General features: G+C 60.2%; 15 protein-coding genes. 6 read left to right on the plus strand and 9 right to left on the minus strand.

Going from position 1 to position 16,575, the window contains the following annotated elements:
• Positions 1-459: 459 nt before the first annotated feature.
• Positions 460-735, plus strand: a complete 276-nt coding sequence (locus tag ABNP46_RS12635) for a hypothetical protein (RefSeq protein ID WP_349918218.1) — start codon at positions 460-462, stop codon at positions 733-735.
• A 5-nt stretch (positions 736-740) separates the two neighbouring features.
• Complete coding sequence (locus tag ABNP46_RS12640; RefSeq protein WP_349918220.1) at positions 741-1,052, plus strand: hypothetical protein; 312 nt, start codon at positions 741-743, stop codon at positions 1,050-1,052.
• 25 nt (positions 1,053-1,077) lie between these two features.
• On the opposite strand, the gene ABNP46_RS12645 is transcribed toward ABNP46_RS12640, so the two are convergent.
• Positions 1,078-1,338 carry a hypothetical protein gene (locus tag ABNP46_RS12645; protein ID WP_349918221.1) on the minus strand — a complete coding sequence of 87 codons (261 nt, stop codon included), beginning with the start codon at positions 1,336-1,338 and terminating at the stop codon, positions 1,078-1,080.
• 186 nt (positions 1,339-1,524) lie between these two features.
• On the minus strand, positions 1,525-1,986 hold the full coding sequence (locus ABNP46_RS12650; protein ID WP_349918223.1) for a hypothetical protein: 462 nt from the start codon (positions 1,984-1,986) through the stop codon (positions 1,525-1,527).
• 199 nt (positions 1,987-2,185) lie between these two features.
• Here ABNP46_RS12650 and suhB point away from each other — a divergent pair, with 199 nt between their 5' ends.
• A complete protein-coding gene (gene suhB, locus ABNP46_RS12655) occupies positions 2,186-2,989 on the plus strand; it encodes an inositol-1-monophosphatase (protein ID WP_349918224.1) in 804 nt (267 codons plus the stop codon).
• Between the two features lie 206 nt (positions 2,990-3,195).
• Here suhB and ABNP46_RS12660 read toward each other — a convergent pair whose 3' ends face one another.
• On the minus strand, positions 3,196-4,071 hold the full coding sequence (locus tag ABNP46_RS12660) for a flagellar protein MotY (protein WP_349918225.1): 876 nt from the start codon (positions 4,069-4,071) through the stop codon (positions 3,196-3,198).
• Positions 4,072-4,272: 201 nt separating this feature from the next.
• On the opposite strand from ABNP46_RS12660, the gene rnt reads away from it, so the two are divergent.
• Both rnt and ABNP46_RS12670 read left to right on the plus strand, forming a co-directional pair.
• Positions 4,273-4,929, plus strand: a complete 657-nt coding sequence (rnt, locus tag ABNP46_RS12665) for a ribonuclease T (protein ID WP_349918226.1) — start codon at positions 4,273-4,275, stop codon at positions 4,927-4,929.
• A gap of 268 nt (positions 4,930-5,197) precedes the next feature.
• Entirely contained in the window at positions 5,198-6,520 is a 1,323-nt protein-coding gene (locus ABNP46_RS12670; RefSeq protein WP_349918227.1) for a Na+/H+ antiporter family protein, read from the plus strand.
• Positions 6,521-6,595: 75 nt separating this feature from the next.
• Here the strand turns inward: ABNP46_RS12670 and ABNP46_RS12675 are convergent, their stop codons facing one another.
• From ABNP46_RS12675 to ydiJ, 6 genes are all read right to left on the minus strand, one after another.
• Positions 6,596-7,807, minus strand: coding sequence for an MFS transporter (locus tag ABNP46_RS12675; protein WP_349918228.1), 1,212 nt, complete (start codon positions 7,805-7,807; stop codon positions 6,596-6,598).
• A 102-nt stretch (positions 7,808-7,909) separates the two neighbouring features.
• Positions 7,910-8,827 (minus strand): LysR family transcriptional regulator, encoded by a 918-nt coding sequence (locus tag ABNP46_RS12680; protein ID WP_349918229.1) that lies wholly within the window; start codon positions 8,825-8,827, stop codon positions 7,910-7,912.
• A gap of 188 nt (positions 8,828-9,015) precedes the next feature.
• Complete coding sequence (locus tag ABNP46_RS12685) at positions 9,016-10,911, minus strand: DEAD/DEAH box helicase (RefSeq protein ID WP_349918230.1); 1,896 nt, start codon at positions 10,909-10,911, stop codon at positions 9,016-9,018.
• Between the two features lie 179 nt (positions 10,912-11,090).
• Positions 11,091-11,552, minus strand: coding sequence for a hotdog fold thioesterase (locus ABNP46_RS12690; RefSeq protein WP_349918232.1), 462 nt, complete (start codon positions 11,550-11,552; stop codon positions 11,091-11,093).
• A gap of 154 nt (positions 11,553-11,706) precedes the next feature.
• On the minus strand, positions 11,707-12,195 hold the full coding sequence (locus tag ABNP46_RS12695; protein ID WP_349918234.1) for a hypothetical protein: 489 nt from the start codon (positions 12,193-12,195) through the stop codon (positions 11,707-11,709).
• Complete coding sequence (gene ydiJ / locus ABNP46_RS12700) at positions 12,195-15,257, minus strand: D-2-hydroxyglutarate dehydrogenase YdiJ (RefSeq protein ID WP_349918235.1); 3,063 nt, start codon at positions 15,255-15,257, stop codon at positions 12,195-12,197. Before ydiJ ends, ABNP46_RS12695 begins: the two co-directional genes overlap by 1 nt.
• Before the next feature lie 168 nt (positions 15,258-15,425).
• Between ydiJ and ABNP46_RS12705 the strand changes: the two genes are divergently transcribed.
• A complete protein-coding gene (locus ABNP46_RS12705) occupies positions 15,426-16,352 on the plus strand; it encodes a cation diffusion facilitator family transporter (protein WP_349918237.1) in 927 nt (308 codons plus the stop codon).
• Positions 16,353-16,575: the final 223 nt, after the last annotated feature.

Genomic DNA, 16,575 nt, shown 5'->3' on the forward strand with positions numbered 1-16,575 from the left:
GCAGCAGGACTACCCGCAACGGGTATGATGAGCGATCTAGCTGGTCGCTCTGCAATCACTCGGGTTGATGGACTAACACAATCGATCACCTGTCGAATAGCTAACTCATACTCTTGGATCCATGTATCAGAAGCGGGTTCCGTGTGGCAGCACTACAACGGTCAGATTGGAACAACAGAGAGATATTACAACAAGAAAATCTTCACGGGGATCCCATGGTGCCGGATTATCACAAGTTCTGGTGCCGTGGGTTATAGCAATTGCTCCCCTAGTACTTGGTTTCTACCTGATACCACAATGCGGGGTGCCTATAACTACACCGCAGGAACATCAGTACAAGCACTCTATCAGTTCTCAAATACTAATGGTGGTGCAGTTATATATGAGCTTCTTCTTACATTAACTCGATAGTCTAAATACAAATATAGTCGAATAACAATTATTAAAAAGGAACTATAAATGAAACAAGAAACATACACCATCGTGAGTGGTGGTACTTTTCGAAAACGAATACCAAGGGAAGACCTACAAGATTTTCTGACTATAGCTAACAATGGTTCATTCTGGGCGGGTAAAAACAGAATGACAGTAACAGCAACGGATGAACACATAGAGCTACTTATATCTAACACTAGTGGATTTACTAAAGGTGATCATGAATTCAAAGTCACAGGACTAGATAGTAACAATGATACTGTTGTACTTGTGTATGGTCGGATTCGGGTGATTGGGTAAGTACTATGCTTGAGAAATTGAAGGGTTTTTTAGACCTAAAGGCCGTCATCTTAGTGTTAAGCATCTTCGGTGCTTGCTATGTTGCATATACCCAAGTTGGACAACACGAGATTAGGCTAAACATCTACCAAGATAAACTAATTACATTAGAGAAGAATGAACTAAAGGTAGATTCTAGGATAGATGTACTAGAAAAAGCACAAGATAAGACCGATGGACAGTTAGAGAAGTTGAACCAGACTTTGAACGAACTGAACCTTAGCTTAGTTCGTCTTGCTAGTACTTTAGAAAATATGAATAAAAAAGAAGGCTCCTGATGGAGCCTTTTCTTTTAGTGGCTAATCATTCCACTCTGTAAAAATCTTTCAGATTCTGTTCCCTGAAACCTTTAACATGTCCGAAGTTACCGATATCAGGAATGATTGTTATATGGTCATCATTAAAAGCACTAGATATATCTATTGCATCTTTTAGATTTGCACTGTTGTTGTTTGGAACAATTCCTAACTTATTCTTAAATGTCCAGATGCTATACCAAAGCACTCCACCAATTTCATATAAACCATTTTCAATACGCTCTGGACTATTTCTATCGTAAACCATGATTTATCCCTTCTGTAGAACCCTCTCAATTGTACTCATATGGAATCACACATCAACACCAGGCATAAAAAACCCCTGTGAGCTAAGTACTCACAGGGGTTTTGTGCATTAGCTTTGTCTTAAAACCTTTCCCTGTTCCTTATGACAAATATTGCGCCGTTTGAACAGTCCACCAGGAGGGGGAGATCAGTTGCACAGCCCCTGGGGCTGGCGCTGACGGAGCAGGCTGAGGCGGGCAAGCAGCGGGAAGTAGGATTCGAGCTTGCTCTGCAGGACGCGACTACAGGCGGGATCCGCGAGATCGGCTTCATCCAGCATGATGCCGTTGGAGACAAAGTAGAGGTGCGGATCCCGCACATCCGGTCCGGTCAGGGGGGCCCCCTCACTGCGCTTGTGCACCAGCAGCGGCAAGACTGGCAGTCCGAGGCCGGCATGGCTGTCCCCCGGCCAGCTGAATGCGGGCCAGACCGCGTCCCCCTCCTCCAGCAGCAGGATGGCCACTTCCTGGGCCCCCGGCTGCCACTGACCAGGTTGTGCCACACGTACTTCATTGAAGTAATGATCAAATCCATTAGAGGCGCGCAATGCGGCCAGCACTCCCTGTGCTGTTGCGGCTAACGGTTTTTGACTGACTAATGACAGATTCATGGTTCATTTCCCTATGCTCACCACAGCCTGTGTTCGGCTGTCGCGATAAGACTAGCTCATGACGGGCCTTTATTGGAACCGCCAGATCTGGCAGTTATTAATCTGATGATTGCCGTTGGCAATGGTTGCCATTCCAGAATATCTTGGTAAGATATCGCGTCCTTTTATCCCCCGTTCTTTAACATCCAGTGGTGAACCTATGCATCCGATGCTGAATATCGCCGTGCGCGCTGCGCGCAACGCCGGTCAAGTTGTAGTAAAAGCCTTCTCCCAGCCCGAGAACATCGAGGCCATGCAAAAAGGCAGCAATGACTTCGTGACCAACGTTGACCGCGACGCCGAAGCGGCCATCATTCATACCATCAAAAAATCTTACCCGGAACACAGCATCGTGTCTGAAGAGTCTGGTGAGATTGCCGGTACCAATCCGGATTACCAATGGATCATCGACCCACTGGATGGCACGACCAACCTGGTCAAAGGCATTCCGCACTTTGCCGTTTCCATCGCCCTGCGCGTGAAAGGCAAGACCGAACAAGCCGTGGTCTACGACCCCATTCGCGACGAACTCTTCACCGCCACCCGCGGTAACGGCGCCCAGCTGAACGGCTACCGCATCCGTGTGGGCAAGGCCCGCGAGATGGCTGGCACCGTGCTGGCGACCGGCTTCCCGTTCAAGCAGAAGCACCACATCGAGCCCTACCTGAAGATGTTCCAGAGCATGTTCATCGAGTGTGCCGACATCCGTCGTGCCGGCTCCCCGGCCCTGGATCTGGCCTATGTGGCTGCCGGTCGCATCGACGGCTTCTGGGAAATCGGTCTGAAGCCGTGGGAAACCGCAGCCGGTGAGCTGCTGGCCAAGGAAGCGGGCGCCATCGTCACCGACTTCGTGGGTGGTCACAACTACGAAAACTCCGGCAACCTGGTTGTCGCCAACCCGCGCGTCCTCAAAGAGATGCTCGGCAAGATCCGCGAGCACCTGCCGGAATCTCTGGCCAAATAAGCCCGCACCATTGTGAAAAATGCCAGTCGGTTCCGCCGACTGGCATTTTTTATGTCTCAGCGGCAGGAAGTGGGAACAAATGGCGCTTGTCGAATGGCGAGATCCGCGTCCTGGGCCCCGAATGGCAGCATGAATCAACACCCTGCCGAATAGAACAGCACAACCCACATCCATGACTTAAAAAGGCAGTGAAAATCACTGCCCAATCAGATGGTGCCATTGCGTCCCATGTTGATCACCACACGCCGGTTCTTGGCCCGGCCCCCTTCCGTCTCATTGGAAGCCACGTGTTGCTTCTCGCCATGGCCTTCCACCGAGATCTTGCCCGCCTCAATCCCCAGATCCACGAACACCTGCTTGATGGCATCGGCCCGCTTCTCGGAGAGCTTCTGGTTCGGCCAGCGGCCGCCATAGCTATCGCTATAGGCGTCGATCACCACCACATCGATGCTCTTGTCTGCCTTCACATACTCGCTGATCATCGCCAGTCGACGCCTGGATGCGGGCGATAGCTGATCGCTGTTCTTGTCATAAGAGAGCACGCTGAAGGCGATGTCGTTGAAGTTGTAGGGCAAGAGGCCGGTCAGGCAATCCATGAAGGCCTGATACTTGACCCGGAAATTGACCGAAGAGAGAGAGACCCGCACCGGCCTGTCCTGGCGATACCAGTCTCGATACTGGAAGGTTGGCATGCGGCCCCCTTCGAGCTCATCGAGCATGGTCCAGGCGGTCTGACCGGCCACCAGGCCGTCAAACTGCTGATAAAACTGCAGTTGGCTTATCTGCCTGCCCGCCACGCCGGGGCGCCAGCTGGGTGGCATGATCCCCAGAGAGACCGTCTGGGTGCGGGCCTGGGGACGCTGCCCCTTCAGCTCGAAATCCAGATTGATCTTGCGGCCGGCGCGACTCACGAAAGCCCCCGTGCCCCAGCGGGGTATGGGATGCTCGAGGCGGCACTCCACCTGGGAGTCGGAGGTCAAGCGCCAGACGGATTGATCCAGGCCGGCACCAAATTCGGTGACCCCCGCCTGCAACTGCATACTCACGGATATGCTGACCAACCCTAACACCCAAGCATTCAACGGCTTGTCCTCCATACGATCTCGGATTAACTATCGGCAGGGGTCAGGCAAGCTTTAGCAACTAAACGCAGCGGACAAAGAGAGTGCTCAATAAGCGACCGCACTCATCGGGCTGCCCCGGGAGAAACGCCTTGCTCAGGAGGGACAAGGGCCGGCTTTTTTGCCATAATGCGCCCTTACATTCACGCCGACCGAGATACCATGACCGACGCCGTTCACACCCTCAAGGGCCGCTTTCGTGGCTTTTACCCCGTCGTCATCGATGTTGAAACCGCCGGGTTCAATGCCCGTACCGATGCCCTGCTGGAGATAGCCGCTCATACCCTCAAGATGGATGAGCAAGGCTGGCTGGTGCCCGATCAGATCTTCCATTTCCACGTCGAACCCTTCGAGGGCGCCAATCTGGAAAAGGCCGCGCTGGAGTTCACCGGCATCGATCCCTTCAATCCACTGCGGGGTGCCGTCAGCGAGAAAGAGGCGTTGACCGAGATCTTCAAGGGAGTGCGCAAGGGCATGAAGGAGCAGGATTGCGGCCGTGCCATCATCGTGGCCCACAACGCCACTTTCGATCACGGCTTCGTGACCGCCGCCGCCGAGCGGGCCGGCCTCAAGCGCAATCCATTCCACCCCTTCGCCACCTTTGACACCGCCGCCCTCTCGGGCCTGGCCCTGGGTCAGACGGTGCTGGCCAAGGCATGCCAGAGCGCCAAGATCCCCTTTGACAACAAAGAGGCGCACTCCGCCCTCTATGACACCGAGCGCACCACGGATCTCTTCTGCTACATCGTCAATCGCTGGAAGAGCCTGGGGGGCTGGCCCCCCGCCGAGGTGGATGACACGGCGGACGACGCCGAGTAATGAATGGATATGCATCCAGACAATCAGGCTGCCCAGTGGCAGCCTGATTGTTTTCAGTCCCGTACCGGCCCGGCTGGTTGGGCCAGCAGCCCGCGAGGCAGGGCTCTTGTGCCAAGGTGGAGACAAATCCCGGTTTCGATCAACTTTGTGTCACAAGATGCTGCCGACAAGCGGTTTTAGCTGATTTTTTTCTCGACATTTGTCACATTTTTCGCAAACTAACGGCCTTTCAGAAGACAGACAGCAACACATACCATAAGGAAAGCAAATGAATCCTGTTGTTATCGCGGTAGCGCTGATGCTGGTGCTCAGCCTGCTGCGGATCAATGTGGTGGTCTCCCTCGCCATCGGTGCCATCGTCGGCGGCCTCATCGGCGGCCTCTCACTCGAGCAGACCCTCAGCACCTTCACCGGTGGCCTGGGTGGCGGCGCCGAGATCGCCCTCTCCTACGCCATGCTGGGCGCCTTTGCGGTCGCCATCTCCCGCTCCGGCATCACGGATCTGCTGGCCCGCAAGGTGATCAGCCAACTCGGCAAGGATGCCAGCTCCTCCCGCATCCTCTGGGTCAAGAGCCTGCTGCTCGCCTCTGTGCTGGGGGTATCCATCTCCTCCCAGAACCTGATCCCGGTGCACATCGCCTTCATCCCCATCCTGATCCCGCCGCTGCTGCACGTCATGGCCCAGATGCAGATTGACCGTCGCCAGGTGGCCTGCGTCATCACCTTCGGCCTGACCGCGACCTACATGCTGCTGCCAGTGGGTTTTGGTGGCATCTTCCTGAACAACATCCTGGCCAAGAACCTGATCGACAACGGGGTTCCGGTGGAGCACAGCCAGCTGCCCATGGCCATGGCGATCCCGGTGTTTGGCATGTTCATCGGCCTGCTCATCGCGGTCTTCTTCACCTACCGCAAGCCGCGCCAGTATGATCTGGAGAAGATCCTCTCCGCCGAGCCGGAAACCGTGCAACTCAACCTCAACCACATCTGGGTCGCCCTGCTGGCCATCGCCGTGGCGCTGGGGTTGCAGCTGATGACCAACAGCATCGTGTTGGGCGCGCTGGCAGGCTTCGTCATCTTCACCTGTGGCGGCGTCATCAAGTTCCGCGAGAGCCAGGATGCCTTCACTCAGGGGGTGCGCATGATGTCCCTCATCGGCTTCATCATGATCTCCGCCGCCGGCTTCGCCGCCGTGATGAAGGAGACCCACGGGGTGGATAGCCTGGTGCAGGCGGTCTCCGGCATGATGGCCGGCCACAAGGGGATGGCGGCCTTCCTGATGCTGCTGGTGGGGCTGCTCATCACCATGGGGATTGGTTCCTCCTTCTCCACCGTGCCCATCATCGCCACCATCTATGTGCCCCTGTGCATCCATCTGGGTTTCTCCCCCATGGCGACCATCGCCCTGGTGGGGGCTGCCGGTGCCCTGGGGGATGCAGGCTCCCCCGCCTCGGACTCGACGCTCGGCCCCACTTCCGGCCTCAACGCCGACGGTCAGCACGATCATATTTGGGACAGCGTGGTGCCCACCTTCATCCACTACAACATCCCGCTCATCATCTTCGGCTGGATTGCCGCCATGGTGCTCTAAGCACGCAATTGGCAACACAGATGAATGCAATGCAAGAGGCGACCCCAGGGTCGCCTCTCTCATGTTCGGCCATGCTCAGGCAGGTTCGGATACCCGCTGGCGACCCCGGCCCGTCAGCCCGCCGATGAGGGCCAGCAAGGCCAGCAGCAGTCCGACCATCCCCACCCCGGACCATTCTCCCTTCTGCCAGGCCAGCATGGCGAGGCTGGAACCCAGCGTCCCCCCAAGGAACATGGCCCCCATGAAGAGGGTATTGACCCGCCCCCTCGCCACCTCCCTCAATCCATAGATGAGCTGCTGATGGGCGATGAGCGCGCTCTGCACCCCCAGATCCAGCAAGATGACGCCCACCGCCAATCCGATCAGGCTGTGCCAGGTTTCGAACACTATCCAGGCCAGTACCACCATCAGGGCCCCGCTCAACACCACGGGCCTGGCCCCCTGCCGATCCGCCAGCCGCCCGGCCAGGGGGGCCGCGAGGACACCGACCACCCCTATCACCCCGAACAGGCCGGCCCACTGTGCTCCGAGCCGATAGGAGGAGTGCGCCAGATAGAGCGCCAGCACGGTCCAGAAGGCGCTGAAGGAGCCAAACAACAGCCCCTGTGTCAGCGCGGCACGGCGCAGAGCCGGCTCCTCCCGCCAGAGGGTGACGAGAGAGCGCAGTAAGGCCCCATAGGTGAGGGTGACGCGCGGCAACTGGAGGGGGATGGTGCGTGCCATCAGCAGGGCCCCCAGCAGCGCCAGCGGAATACCGAGCCAGAACATGGTGCGCCAGCCCGCATAGGCAGTGACAACACCCGCCAGGGTGCGGCTGAGCAGGATGCCACCGAGCAGACCGCTCATCACAGTGCCCACCACGGCGCCGCGCCGTGCGGGATCCGCCAGCGTCGCCGCGACGGGCACAATCTGCTGGGCCGCCGTTGCCCCGATGCCGAGCAGTACCGAGGCCAGCATCAACATGGTGGTCCCCTGGGCCAGGGCCGCCAGCAAAGAGGCAAGGGCGATGAGGACGAACTGCCCGACGATGAGCCAGCGCCGAACCAGCACATCGCCAAGGGGCACCAGCAGCAAGAGGCCGAGGGCATAGCCGAGTTGGGTCAGTACGGCGATGAGAGGAATGGCTGAATGGCCGGGGAAATCCCGTGCCATCACCGCCAGCATGGGCTGGTTGTAATAGATGTTGGCGACCGCCAGACCGCAGCAGAGCGCCATGGCGAAGATGAATGTGGGGGTCAGCGCCCTGGCAGGCTGGGCCGCCGTTGGGGAGACGCTCGGTGATGTCATGATGCCATCCTCATTGATGCAAGGCGCCGGCAACAGGCCGGGCTGGATGAAGAGACTACCCCCGGAGCCGGGACGGCAGTAGCCGTCCCCACGCCATAACGGTTATTCCGCCGGGGAATGGGTCCGCGCCGCTTGCAACCCGGGCAGGCCGCTCACGAAGGCCAGCCAGGCACTCGCCTTGGCACTGGGCCCTCGCCCCGCAGGCAACAGGGCCCAGAGATCCAGCCTCGGCAACTGCCACTCCGGCAAGAGTCTCACCACCTCCCCGCTGGCCAGTTCGGGGGCAAACATCCACTCGGAGCTGATGCCAAGCCCAATCCCGGCCAGCACCGCGGCGCGCATTCCCTCGGCGGCGGAGACCATGATCCGGCCACGGGCCGCTATGTCGACCCGCTCATCCCCCCGGCTGAATGACCAGGAGTGCCCAAGACCGGGCCTCGGACTGTAGATCACCAGCGCCTGCCCCTGCAGATCACCGGGAGACTGCGGCCGACCCGCCGCGGCGAGACAGGCGGGTGTTCCCACCACCACCCGGGCACAGTGCGCGAGGTGGCGGGCCACCAGGGCGGAGTCGGGTTGGGGGCCGAGCCGCAGGGCCACATCGATGCCCGCCGCGATGAGATCCAGGTTGTCATCATCCAGCAGGATCTCGAGTTCCAGTTCGGGATGCGCCGCCATAAAAGCGGGCAGATGAGGAATGAGGTGCAACCGGGCGAAGGTAACGGGGGCAGAGATGCGCAGGCGCCCAGTGAGGCCGGTGCGGCACTGCCCTACCTGAGCTTCCGCCTCCTCCACCTCAACCAGGATGCGTTTCGCATTCAGGTAGTAAGCCTCCCCCGCCTCGGTCGGAGTCAGGCCGCGGGTCGAGCGCAGCAGCAGCGGGCTCCCAAGGCGTGCCTCCAGCTGGGCGATCTGCTTGGACACGGCCGGCTGGCCGAGCCCCAGACGCCTTGCGACCGCCGAAAAGGAGCCCGTCTCCACCGCCAGCACGAACACCTCCATCGCCCCCAGTCTGTCCATCTGTCCCCCTTCACCACTCCATTGCACGATGTCGGCACACGTTAGCACCGTGCCACCCGCACAAGCCAGCTCGCAATGTCCTGCCGCCAAGCCGCTCTGTCGCCCACAGCGAAGCTGGGTACTTCGCCTGATCGACGACCATAAAAAAGACCGCTCGATGAGCGGTCTTTTATCAGTGCGATCCGGGTTTAGCTGTCGCGGCGTTTGCCGCCGAACTTGCGACCCTTGTCGAAGCCACCTTCACGGCGATCCTTGTTGAAGGGACGGTCACCCTGGGGGCGGCGATCCTTGTTGAAGGTGCGCTCCTTGTTGAAGGGACGGTCGCCACGGGGCGGACGGCTGCTGGTGTTGCCACCGGCCGGCACCTCGGTGTAGCGCGCGATCTGCAGCGGACGCTGGCAGACACGGGCCTTCTTGATCACTTCCAGCACCTCGGCGCTCATGCCCTTGGGCAGATCGACGGTGGAGAAGTCATCGGCGATGTCGATGTTGCCGATGAAACGGCTCTCGATGTTCGCTTCGTTGGCGATGGCACCCACGATCTGGCCCGGCTTGACGCCGTGATGGGCACCCACGTCGACGCGATAGCGCTCCATCTCCACGTCCGGGTTGTCCTTGAGCGGACGCGGCTCCAGGGACGGCATGCGACGGGCCGGACGATCGCCACGGTCACCGAAATCACGGGGGCCACGGTCGTTGAAGTCACGACGCTCGAAGTTGCCGCGATCATTGTTGTTGCTGAACAGGGGATCCGGGATGGAGTCATCCAGCAGCAGCGGTTGGTCACCCTGCACCAGCTTGGCCAGTGCGGCAGCCAGTTCCAGCGGATCGGCGGAGTCTTCCTGGATCAGCTCGTTCACCAGGTTGTGGTAGATCTCGAGCTCCTCACCCATCATGGTCTCGCGGATGCGCTCCTTGAACTTGGCCAGACGGTGCTGGTTGATGTCCTCGGTGCTCGGCATCTTCATCGGTTCGATGGCCTGACGAGTGGCGTGCTCGATGGCACGCAGCATGCGGCGCTCACGCGGCGCCACGAACAGGATGGCCTCACCCTTGCGGCCGGCACGACCGGTACGGCCGATACGGTGAACGTAGGATTCGGTATCGTACGGAATGTCGTAGTTCACCACGTGGGTGATGCGCTCGACGTCCAGACCACGGGCGACCACGTCGGTGGCGATCAGGATGTCCAGCTGGCCTTGGCGCAGCTTGTCGACGGTACGCTCACGCAGCTTCTGCGGGATGTCGCCGTGCAGGGCTTCACAGGCATGGCCACGGGCGGCCAGCTTGCCGGCCAGCTCTTCGGCGGCGTTCTTGGTGCGCACGAAGACCAGAAGGGCCTCGTATGGCTCCACTTCCAGCAGGCGGGTCATGGCGTCCAGCTTGTGCAGACCGGTCACCTGCCAGTAACGCTGACGGATGGTGGTGGCAGTGGCTGTCTTGGAGGCGATCTTGATCTCTTTGGGCTGCTTCAGGTGCTTCTGGGCCACGCGGCGGATCTGCTCCGGCATGGTGGCGGAGAAGAGGGCAACCTGACGACCGGCCGGGCACTGATCCATGATCCAGTCCACGTCGTCGATGAAGCCCATGCGCAGCATTTCGTCCGCTTCATCCAGCACCAGGGCTTTCAGACCGGAGAGATCCAGGTTCTTGCGACGGATCAGATCCATCACGCGGCCCGGGGTACCGACGACAACCTGGGCACCACGGCGCAGGGCGCGGGTCTGGGTTTCGTAGGAGGCGCCGCCGTAGATGGGCAGCACGTGGAAATCGGGCATGTGGTGAGCGTAGCGTTGGCACGCTTCAGCCACCTGCAGAGCCAGTTCGCGAGTCGGCGCCAGCACCAGGATCTGGGTGTTACGGTTACCAGCTTCCAGACGAGACAACAGAGGCAAGGCAAAAGCAGCGGTCTTCCCTGTACCGGTTTGTGCCTGCCCCAGCAGATCGTGTCCCGCCATCAGGTGGGGGATTGCTGCGGCCTGGATGGGAGACGGGCGCTCATAGCCCACGTCCTGCAGCGCTTTCAATACAGGCGCGGCCAGTCCAAGCTCACTAAAAAGGGGCAGTTGTTCGGTATCAGACATAGATTCTTCCAGATTAAGGCAGGCGGCTAACACCGCGGAATAGCAAAAGGCGGCGATTATAGCGCCACTTTGTTCTGCTGTCTTGAAAAATGTGATAAGCCTCTCAAGACGTTGGCAATTATAGAGGGATCTCGCGACTATGGCTTGCTTATTTTTCGCTCATGGTGCGTTATTGCCGATCACTTCTCGCCGGATCCCTTGTCCTGCTTGTGCCTGAGCGCCGCCATGGTGAGTCGGCTGGTGCACAATAAACGACCACGCTCGTCGCGGATCTCTATCTGCCACACCTGGGTGCTGGCCCCCAGATGCAGGGGGGAACAGCGCCCGGTCACCACCCCTTCCCGCTTGGCCCGCAGATGATTGGCATTGACCTCCAATCCGACACAGTAGTACTCCGCCCCCACCGCCATGTTGGCCGCCAAGGATCCCAGCGTCTCCGCCAGCACCACGGAGGCGCCCCCGTGCAGCATGCCGAGCGGCTGATGAGTGCGGTGATCCACCGGCATGGTGGCTTCCAGCCAGTCGGGGCCGAAGGCGGTGTAGTGGATATCGAGGTGGGCCATCAGGGTATTGCGGGAGCTGGCGTTGAGCCCCTCGAGGCTCATGGGCTTGCGCCAGATGGGGGCGTTCTCTTGACTCATGACAAGCAGACTCCTTATGAATTAACGAACATGATCAATGGCTTGCCACTGACGATATCAAAACTGCCGCGTAAAGCGCAAAAGCGGGACAACAAAATGCCCCGCTATCGGGGCATCTTGAGACAGGCAGGACTCGGCAGGATGCTGCCCGGGTTCACCAAGGGTAGGTGACCCCCGGCCACGCATCCCAGGGGATCTCCCGTCCCGGCAGGCAAGGCGCTCGCCACTGCCAGACCTTCCCCAGCCAGTCGCGCAGCTCGTCCTCGAGTTCGGCATCGGTCAGCGGCGCCCCGGCCACCTTCCAGAAGAAGATCTCCACCTCCACCTCCGGCAGCACCGAGGGATAGAGATAGACGCCCCCCCAAAACGCGGGCTCCCGCTCCGGGCTCCAGAGGCCATAGGCGAAGGAGCGCTTGGCCAGAAACTCCGAACGCTGCCACTCCAGATCCGCCTCGTGCTGGCTCAGGCTGAAGCTGGCCGACGGCCAGAGATCGTCCGGGCGAAACAACTGATGCAGCTGTTCGCGCTCGCGCAGGATGGCGACGAACTCCACCACCGCCTGAGTCGGGCTCACCGGCAACAACAGCAGGTTCGGGCGCCGATACGCCTGCGGCACCCGAAACCGCTTGGGGAGGCGCAGCATCAGAGCAGTTCCAGCAAGGCCTGCACCGGATGCTTGAGCTTCTCCCCTTCCATCCGTTTGACCTGACTGCGGCAGGAATAACCGGTGGCGAGGCAGCGCTCCTTCGGCAGGCGCGCCAGCGGCTCCGCCCAGCTGAGGCCATAAATGCCCCTGGAGTTCTCCACCTGTTTGGCATCGTGACCATAGGTACCCGCCATGCCGCAGCAACCGACCGAGACCGGCTGCAACCTGGCACCGAAGCGGCTGAACAGGGTGCCCCAGTCGCCGTGAGTCGAGGGCTTGGCGGTCTTCTCGGTGCAGTGGGCAAACAGATACCAGGGCTCCGCAGCCTCCTCTTTGACCTCGGCCGCGGGCAGGCTCTCTACCGGCAAGGAGAGCAGCCACTCCTGGGGCAGCATCACCTGGAAGTCCCCACGGGCGGGGCCGAGTGCCTTCACATATTCGTCCCGGTAACAGAGCACCAGAGAGGGATCCACCCCCACCATGGGGATGCCGAGTCCCGCCACCTTGTTGAGGAACTGGGCACTGCTGGCCGCGGTGCGGGCGAAAGCACGCAGGAAGCCCTTCACATGCTGGGGCTTGCCGTTGGGTTTGAACGGCAGCAAATAGGGCTGAAGTCCGAGTTTGCTCGCGAGTTTCACCAGATCTCGCACCACGGGCGCGTCGTAATAACTGGTGAAGGGGTCTTGTACGATAAGAACCACTTTTTGACGCTGTTCGGGGCCCATGGCCTCGAGTCCCGCCAGATCGAAATAGCGGGCACGGTGATCGCGAAGAGACTCGGCCAGGGTAGGCACCGAGAGCAGGGGCACGTCCACCATGCCGATGCTCTTCTCGGTCGCCTTCTGGGCCCACTCCTTCTCCAGGAAGAAGTTGACCAGCTTGGGGGCCTTGGCCAGGAGCGGCGCGTAGCTTTCGACGGTGCCGACGAAGTAATCTTTGGGGCCGCGCAGGTAGCGGCTGTGATAGAGCTGCATGAAGCGGGCACGGAAGGTGGGCACATCCACCTTGATGGGACACTGGCTGGTGCAGGCCTTGCAAGCCAGACACCCCTCCATCGCCTCCATCACCTCGTGGGAGAAGTCATACTGGCCGCGGGCGCGGGCCAGGGTGTTGCGCACCTTGTCGACGATGGATTTGATGCGCAGACCGCCGCTTTGCAGCTCAATCTCTTCGCTCAAGGGATCGAATCCCTGCTCTGCCAGCTGGCGCAGCCATTCGCGCATCAAGCCTGCCCGCCCTTTCGGCGAGTGGCGACGGTCGCGGCTTATCTTGACCGAGGGGCACATGGGGGAGTCGGTCTCGAAGGTGAAGCACAGACCGTTGCCGTTGCAATCCAGCGCCCGGGTGTAGCTTTCCCGCACGGCGATGGGGATCTGGCGGTCGAACTTGCCGCGCTTGGGCCCATCCACCGACACCAGCTCGGCGCCGCTGCCATAGGGCATGCAGATCTTGCCGGGGTTGATGCGGTTCTGGGGATCGAAGGCCCCCTTCACCCGCTGCAACTCCTCCCACAGCTCGCCGAAGAAGGCGGGACTGTATTCGGATCTGAACCCCTTGCCGTGCTCCCCCCACATCAGGCCGCCGTATTTGGCGGTGAGCGCCACTACCTGATCCGAGATGCGCCGCAGCAGCACCTCTTGTTCGGGATCGCACAAATCCAGCGCCGGGCGCACGTGCAGGACACCGGCATCCACGTGGCCGAACATGCCGTAATCGAGGCCGTGATCGTCCAGCAGGGCACGAAACTCCATGATGAAGTCGGCCAAGGATTCCGGTGGCACGGCGGTGTCTTCGGTGAAGGCCACCGGCTTCTTGCGCCCCTCGGCGTTGCCGAGCAGCCCCACCGACTTCTTGCGCATGGCGTAGATGGTCTCGATGCTCGGCAGGTGACTGCACACCTGATAACCGATGACCCCCGCCTCCCCGTTCGCCAGCAATCCGTCGATGCGGCGGCACAGCTCCGCCACCTTGGCCTGGTGCTCGGTTTCATCGGTGTCCGCAAACTCGACGATATTGAGCCCCTGCAGATCCTTGCCCGGCACCTCCTGGATGAACTCCTTGACCGAGTGCCAGATGATGTCGGCCCGGGCCAGCCCCAGCACCCGGGAGTCCACCGTCTCCACCGACAAGGCGTGCGCCTCCACCATGAAGGGGGCATTGCGAAGCGCGGACGGGAAGCTGTCGTACTTGACGTTGACCAGGGTGCGGTAGCGCGGAATGGGGGTGATGTTGAGGCGGGCCTCGGTGATGAAGCCCAGCGACCCTTCCGAGCCGCACAACACCCGACTCACATCCAGGGTGTCGCTGTCGGGCGTATAGAGATGCTTGAGATCGTAACCGGTGAGGAAGCGGTTGAGCTTGGGGAAAGTCGCCTCGATGTCGGCGCGCCGCTCGCGTCCGATGCGATAGAGGGTGCGGTAGATCTCCCCTTCCCGGCTCTTTAGCGCCAGCTTGTCCGCGAGGCGCTCGCCATTGACCGGCTCTGTGCTCATGAGGTCGCCGTTCTCCAGCACCGCCTTGAGGCCCAGCACGTGATCCGAGGTCTTGCCGTAGACCAGCGACCCCTGACCGGACGCATCGGTATTGACCATGCCCCCTAAGGTGGCGCGGTTGGAGGTGGAGAGATCCGGCGAGAAGAAGTAGCCGTGAGGCTTGAGATAGGCGTTGAGCTGATCCTTCACCACCCCGGCCTGGGCACGCACCCAGCCCGCTTCCAGATTAATTTCCATGATCTGGTTCATATGGCGAGAGAGATCGACGATAATGCCGCCGCCCAGAGACTGGCCATTGGTGCCGGTGCCGCCGCCGCGAGGGAAGAAACTCAAGCTGGCGTAGGCGCTCTCCTGGGCCAACCTGAGCATCACCGCAATATCATCCGCACTGCGCGGATAGAGGACCGCCTCTGGAATAACCTGATAGACGCTGTTATCCGTCGCCATCGCCAACCGGCTTGCATAAGACTTTTCGATATCACCACGAAATGCGCTGCGTCCCAATACATCGAGGAACTGCAGAGTTGTGGATGACAAACTGTCCTGGTAATCGAGTCTCGGGATCATGAATCCTTGTTCCCTTCCTTTGCTTGATGCCGGAGTGCCGGCGACAACGACCGCCTGGCTCGCCTCTCTCGGGCTGCCTTGGCCGGTCCGCTCACATGTGAGCGGGCAGTATATCAGCTAGAAAACCGCTTGCGCGCTCAATCTTCACCATTTGAAAGGAGGACATTTATGGCTCATTACAGCCATGTTATCAGTACGCTTATTCGCACCGAAAAACAGGCGCTGACCCTGTCGCTGTTCGGCTGCATCGGCTTCGCCCTATTCGGGATCGGCTATGGCCTGTTCGTCGGTTCCAACGCCATCATGCTCGATGGCATCTTCACCCTGTTCAGCATGGGCATGACGGGCCTTGGACTCATCACCGCCTACCTGGTCACCCGCCCCTCCGATGCCCGCTTCCAATATGGCTACGCCCATTTCGAGCCCATCACCAACGTCATCAACGGCACCATCATACTGCTGCTCTGTCTTGGCGCCCTGCACAGCGGCATCAGCTCCCTGATGAGCGGCGGGCGGGAGATAGACCTCGGTCACGCCCTCATCTATGCCGCCGTCTGCACCTTCTTCTGCGCCATTATCTACAAGGTCGAGTCTGCGGTGGCCGAACGGATCAATTCCGAACTGGTGCGGGTCGACTCCAAGGAGTGGCTGGTCGATACCCTGCTCAGCGTCACCCTGCTCATCGGTTTTCTGGTGGCCATCGGCCTCGATGCCATCGGCTATGGCCAGTACAACCGCTACATAGATCCCGTGCTGGTCACCCTGCTGGCCCTGTGCGCCACCCTGATCCCCATCAAGGTTCTCGGCCGCAACCTGCGGGAAGTGCTGAAAATCGCCCCCAAGGGGGATGTCTCCCGGCTGGTGGCCAGCGAGATAGAGGCCCTGCGCCAGCGCCACGGGGTCGAGTGCTACAGCCACTTGGCGAAAAGTGGCCGCCGCTTCGATCTCGAACTCAACATCCTGGTGGCCCCGGGCCAGGAGTGGCCCATCGAGCGCCAGGATGCCCTGCGCCAGGAGCTCTGGTCCCGCCTCGGCGACACCCTGGGGGACGCCTGGCTGTCGGTCTGCTTCACCCGCGAGAAACGCTGGCTGTAACAGCCCGCCGACACCGGCAGACAAACAGGGAGGCGGTCGCCGCCTCCCTTGCCACTCTCCCCGGCCATTTGCTGTCATCACATCTTCATAACGCCGCTATTGCCAAATCAATGACAACCGTTATCATCAGGGCTCACTTTTAACCGAGGTTTTATTGCCCATCATGGACAACCCCCGAAGTCGCCCTTCGTATATACCCATCACGTCTTGTCTTTACCTGCTC

It is taken from the genome of Aeromonas veronii, assembly GCF_040215105.1.
Classification (GTDB): Bacteria; Pseudomonadota; Gammaproteobacteria; order Enterobacterales; family Aeromonadaceae; genus Aeromonas; species Aeromonas veronii_G.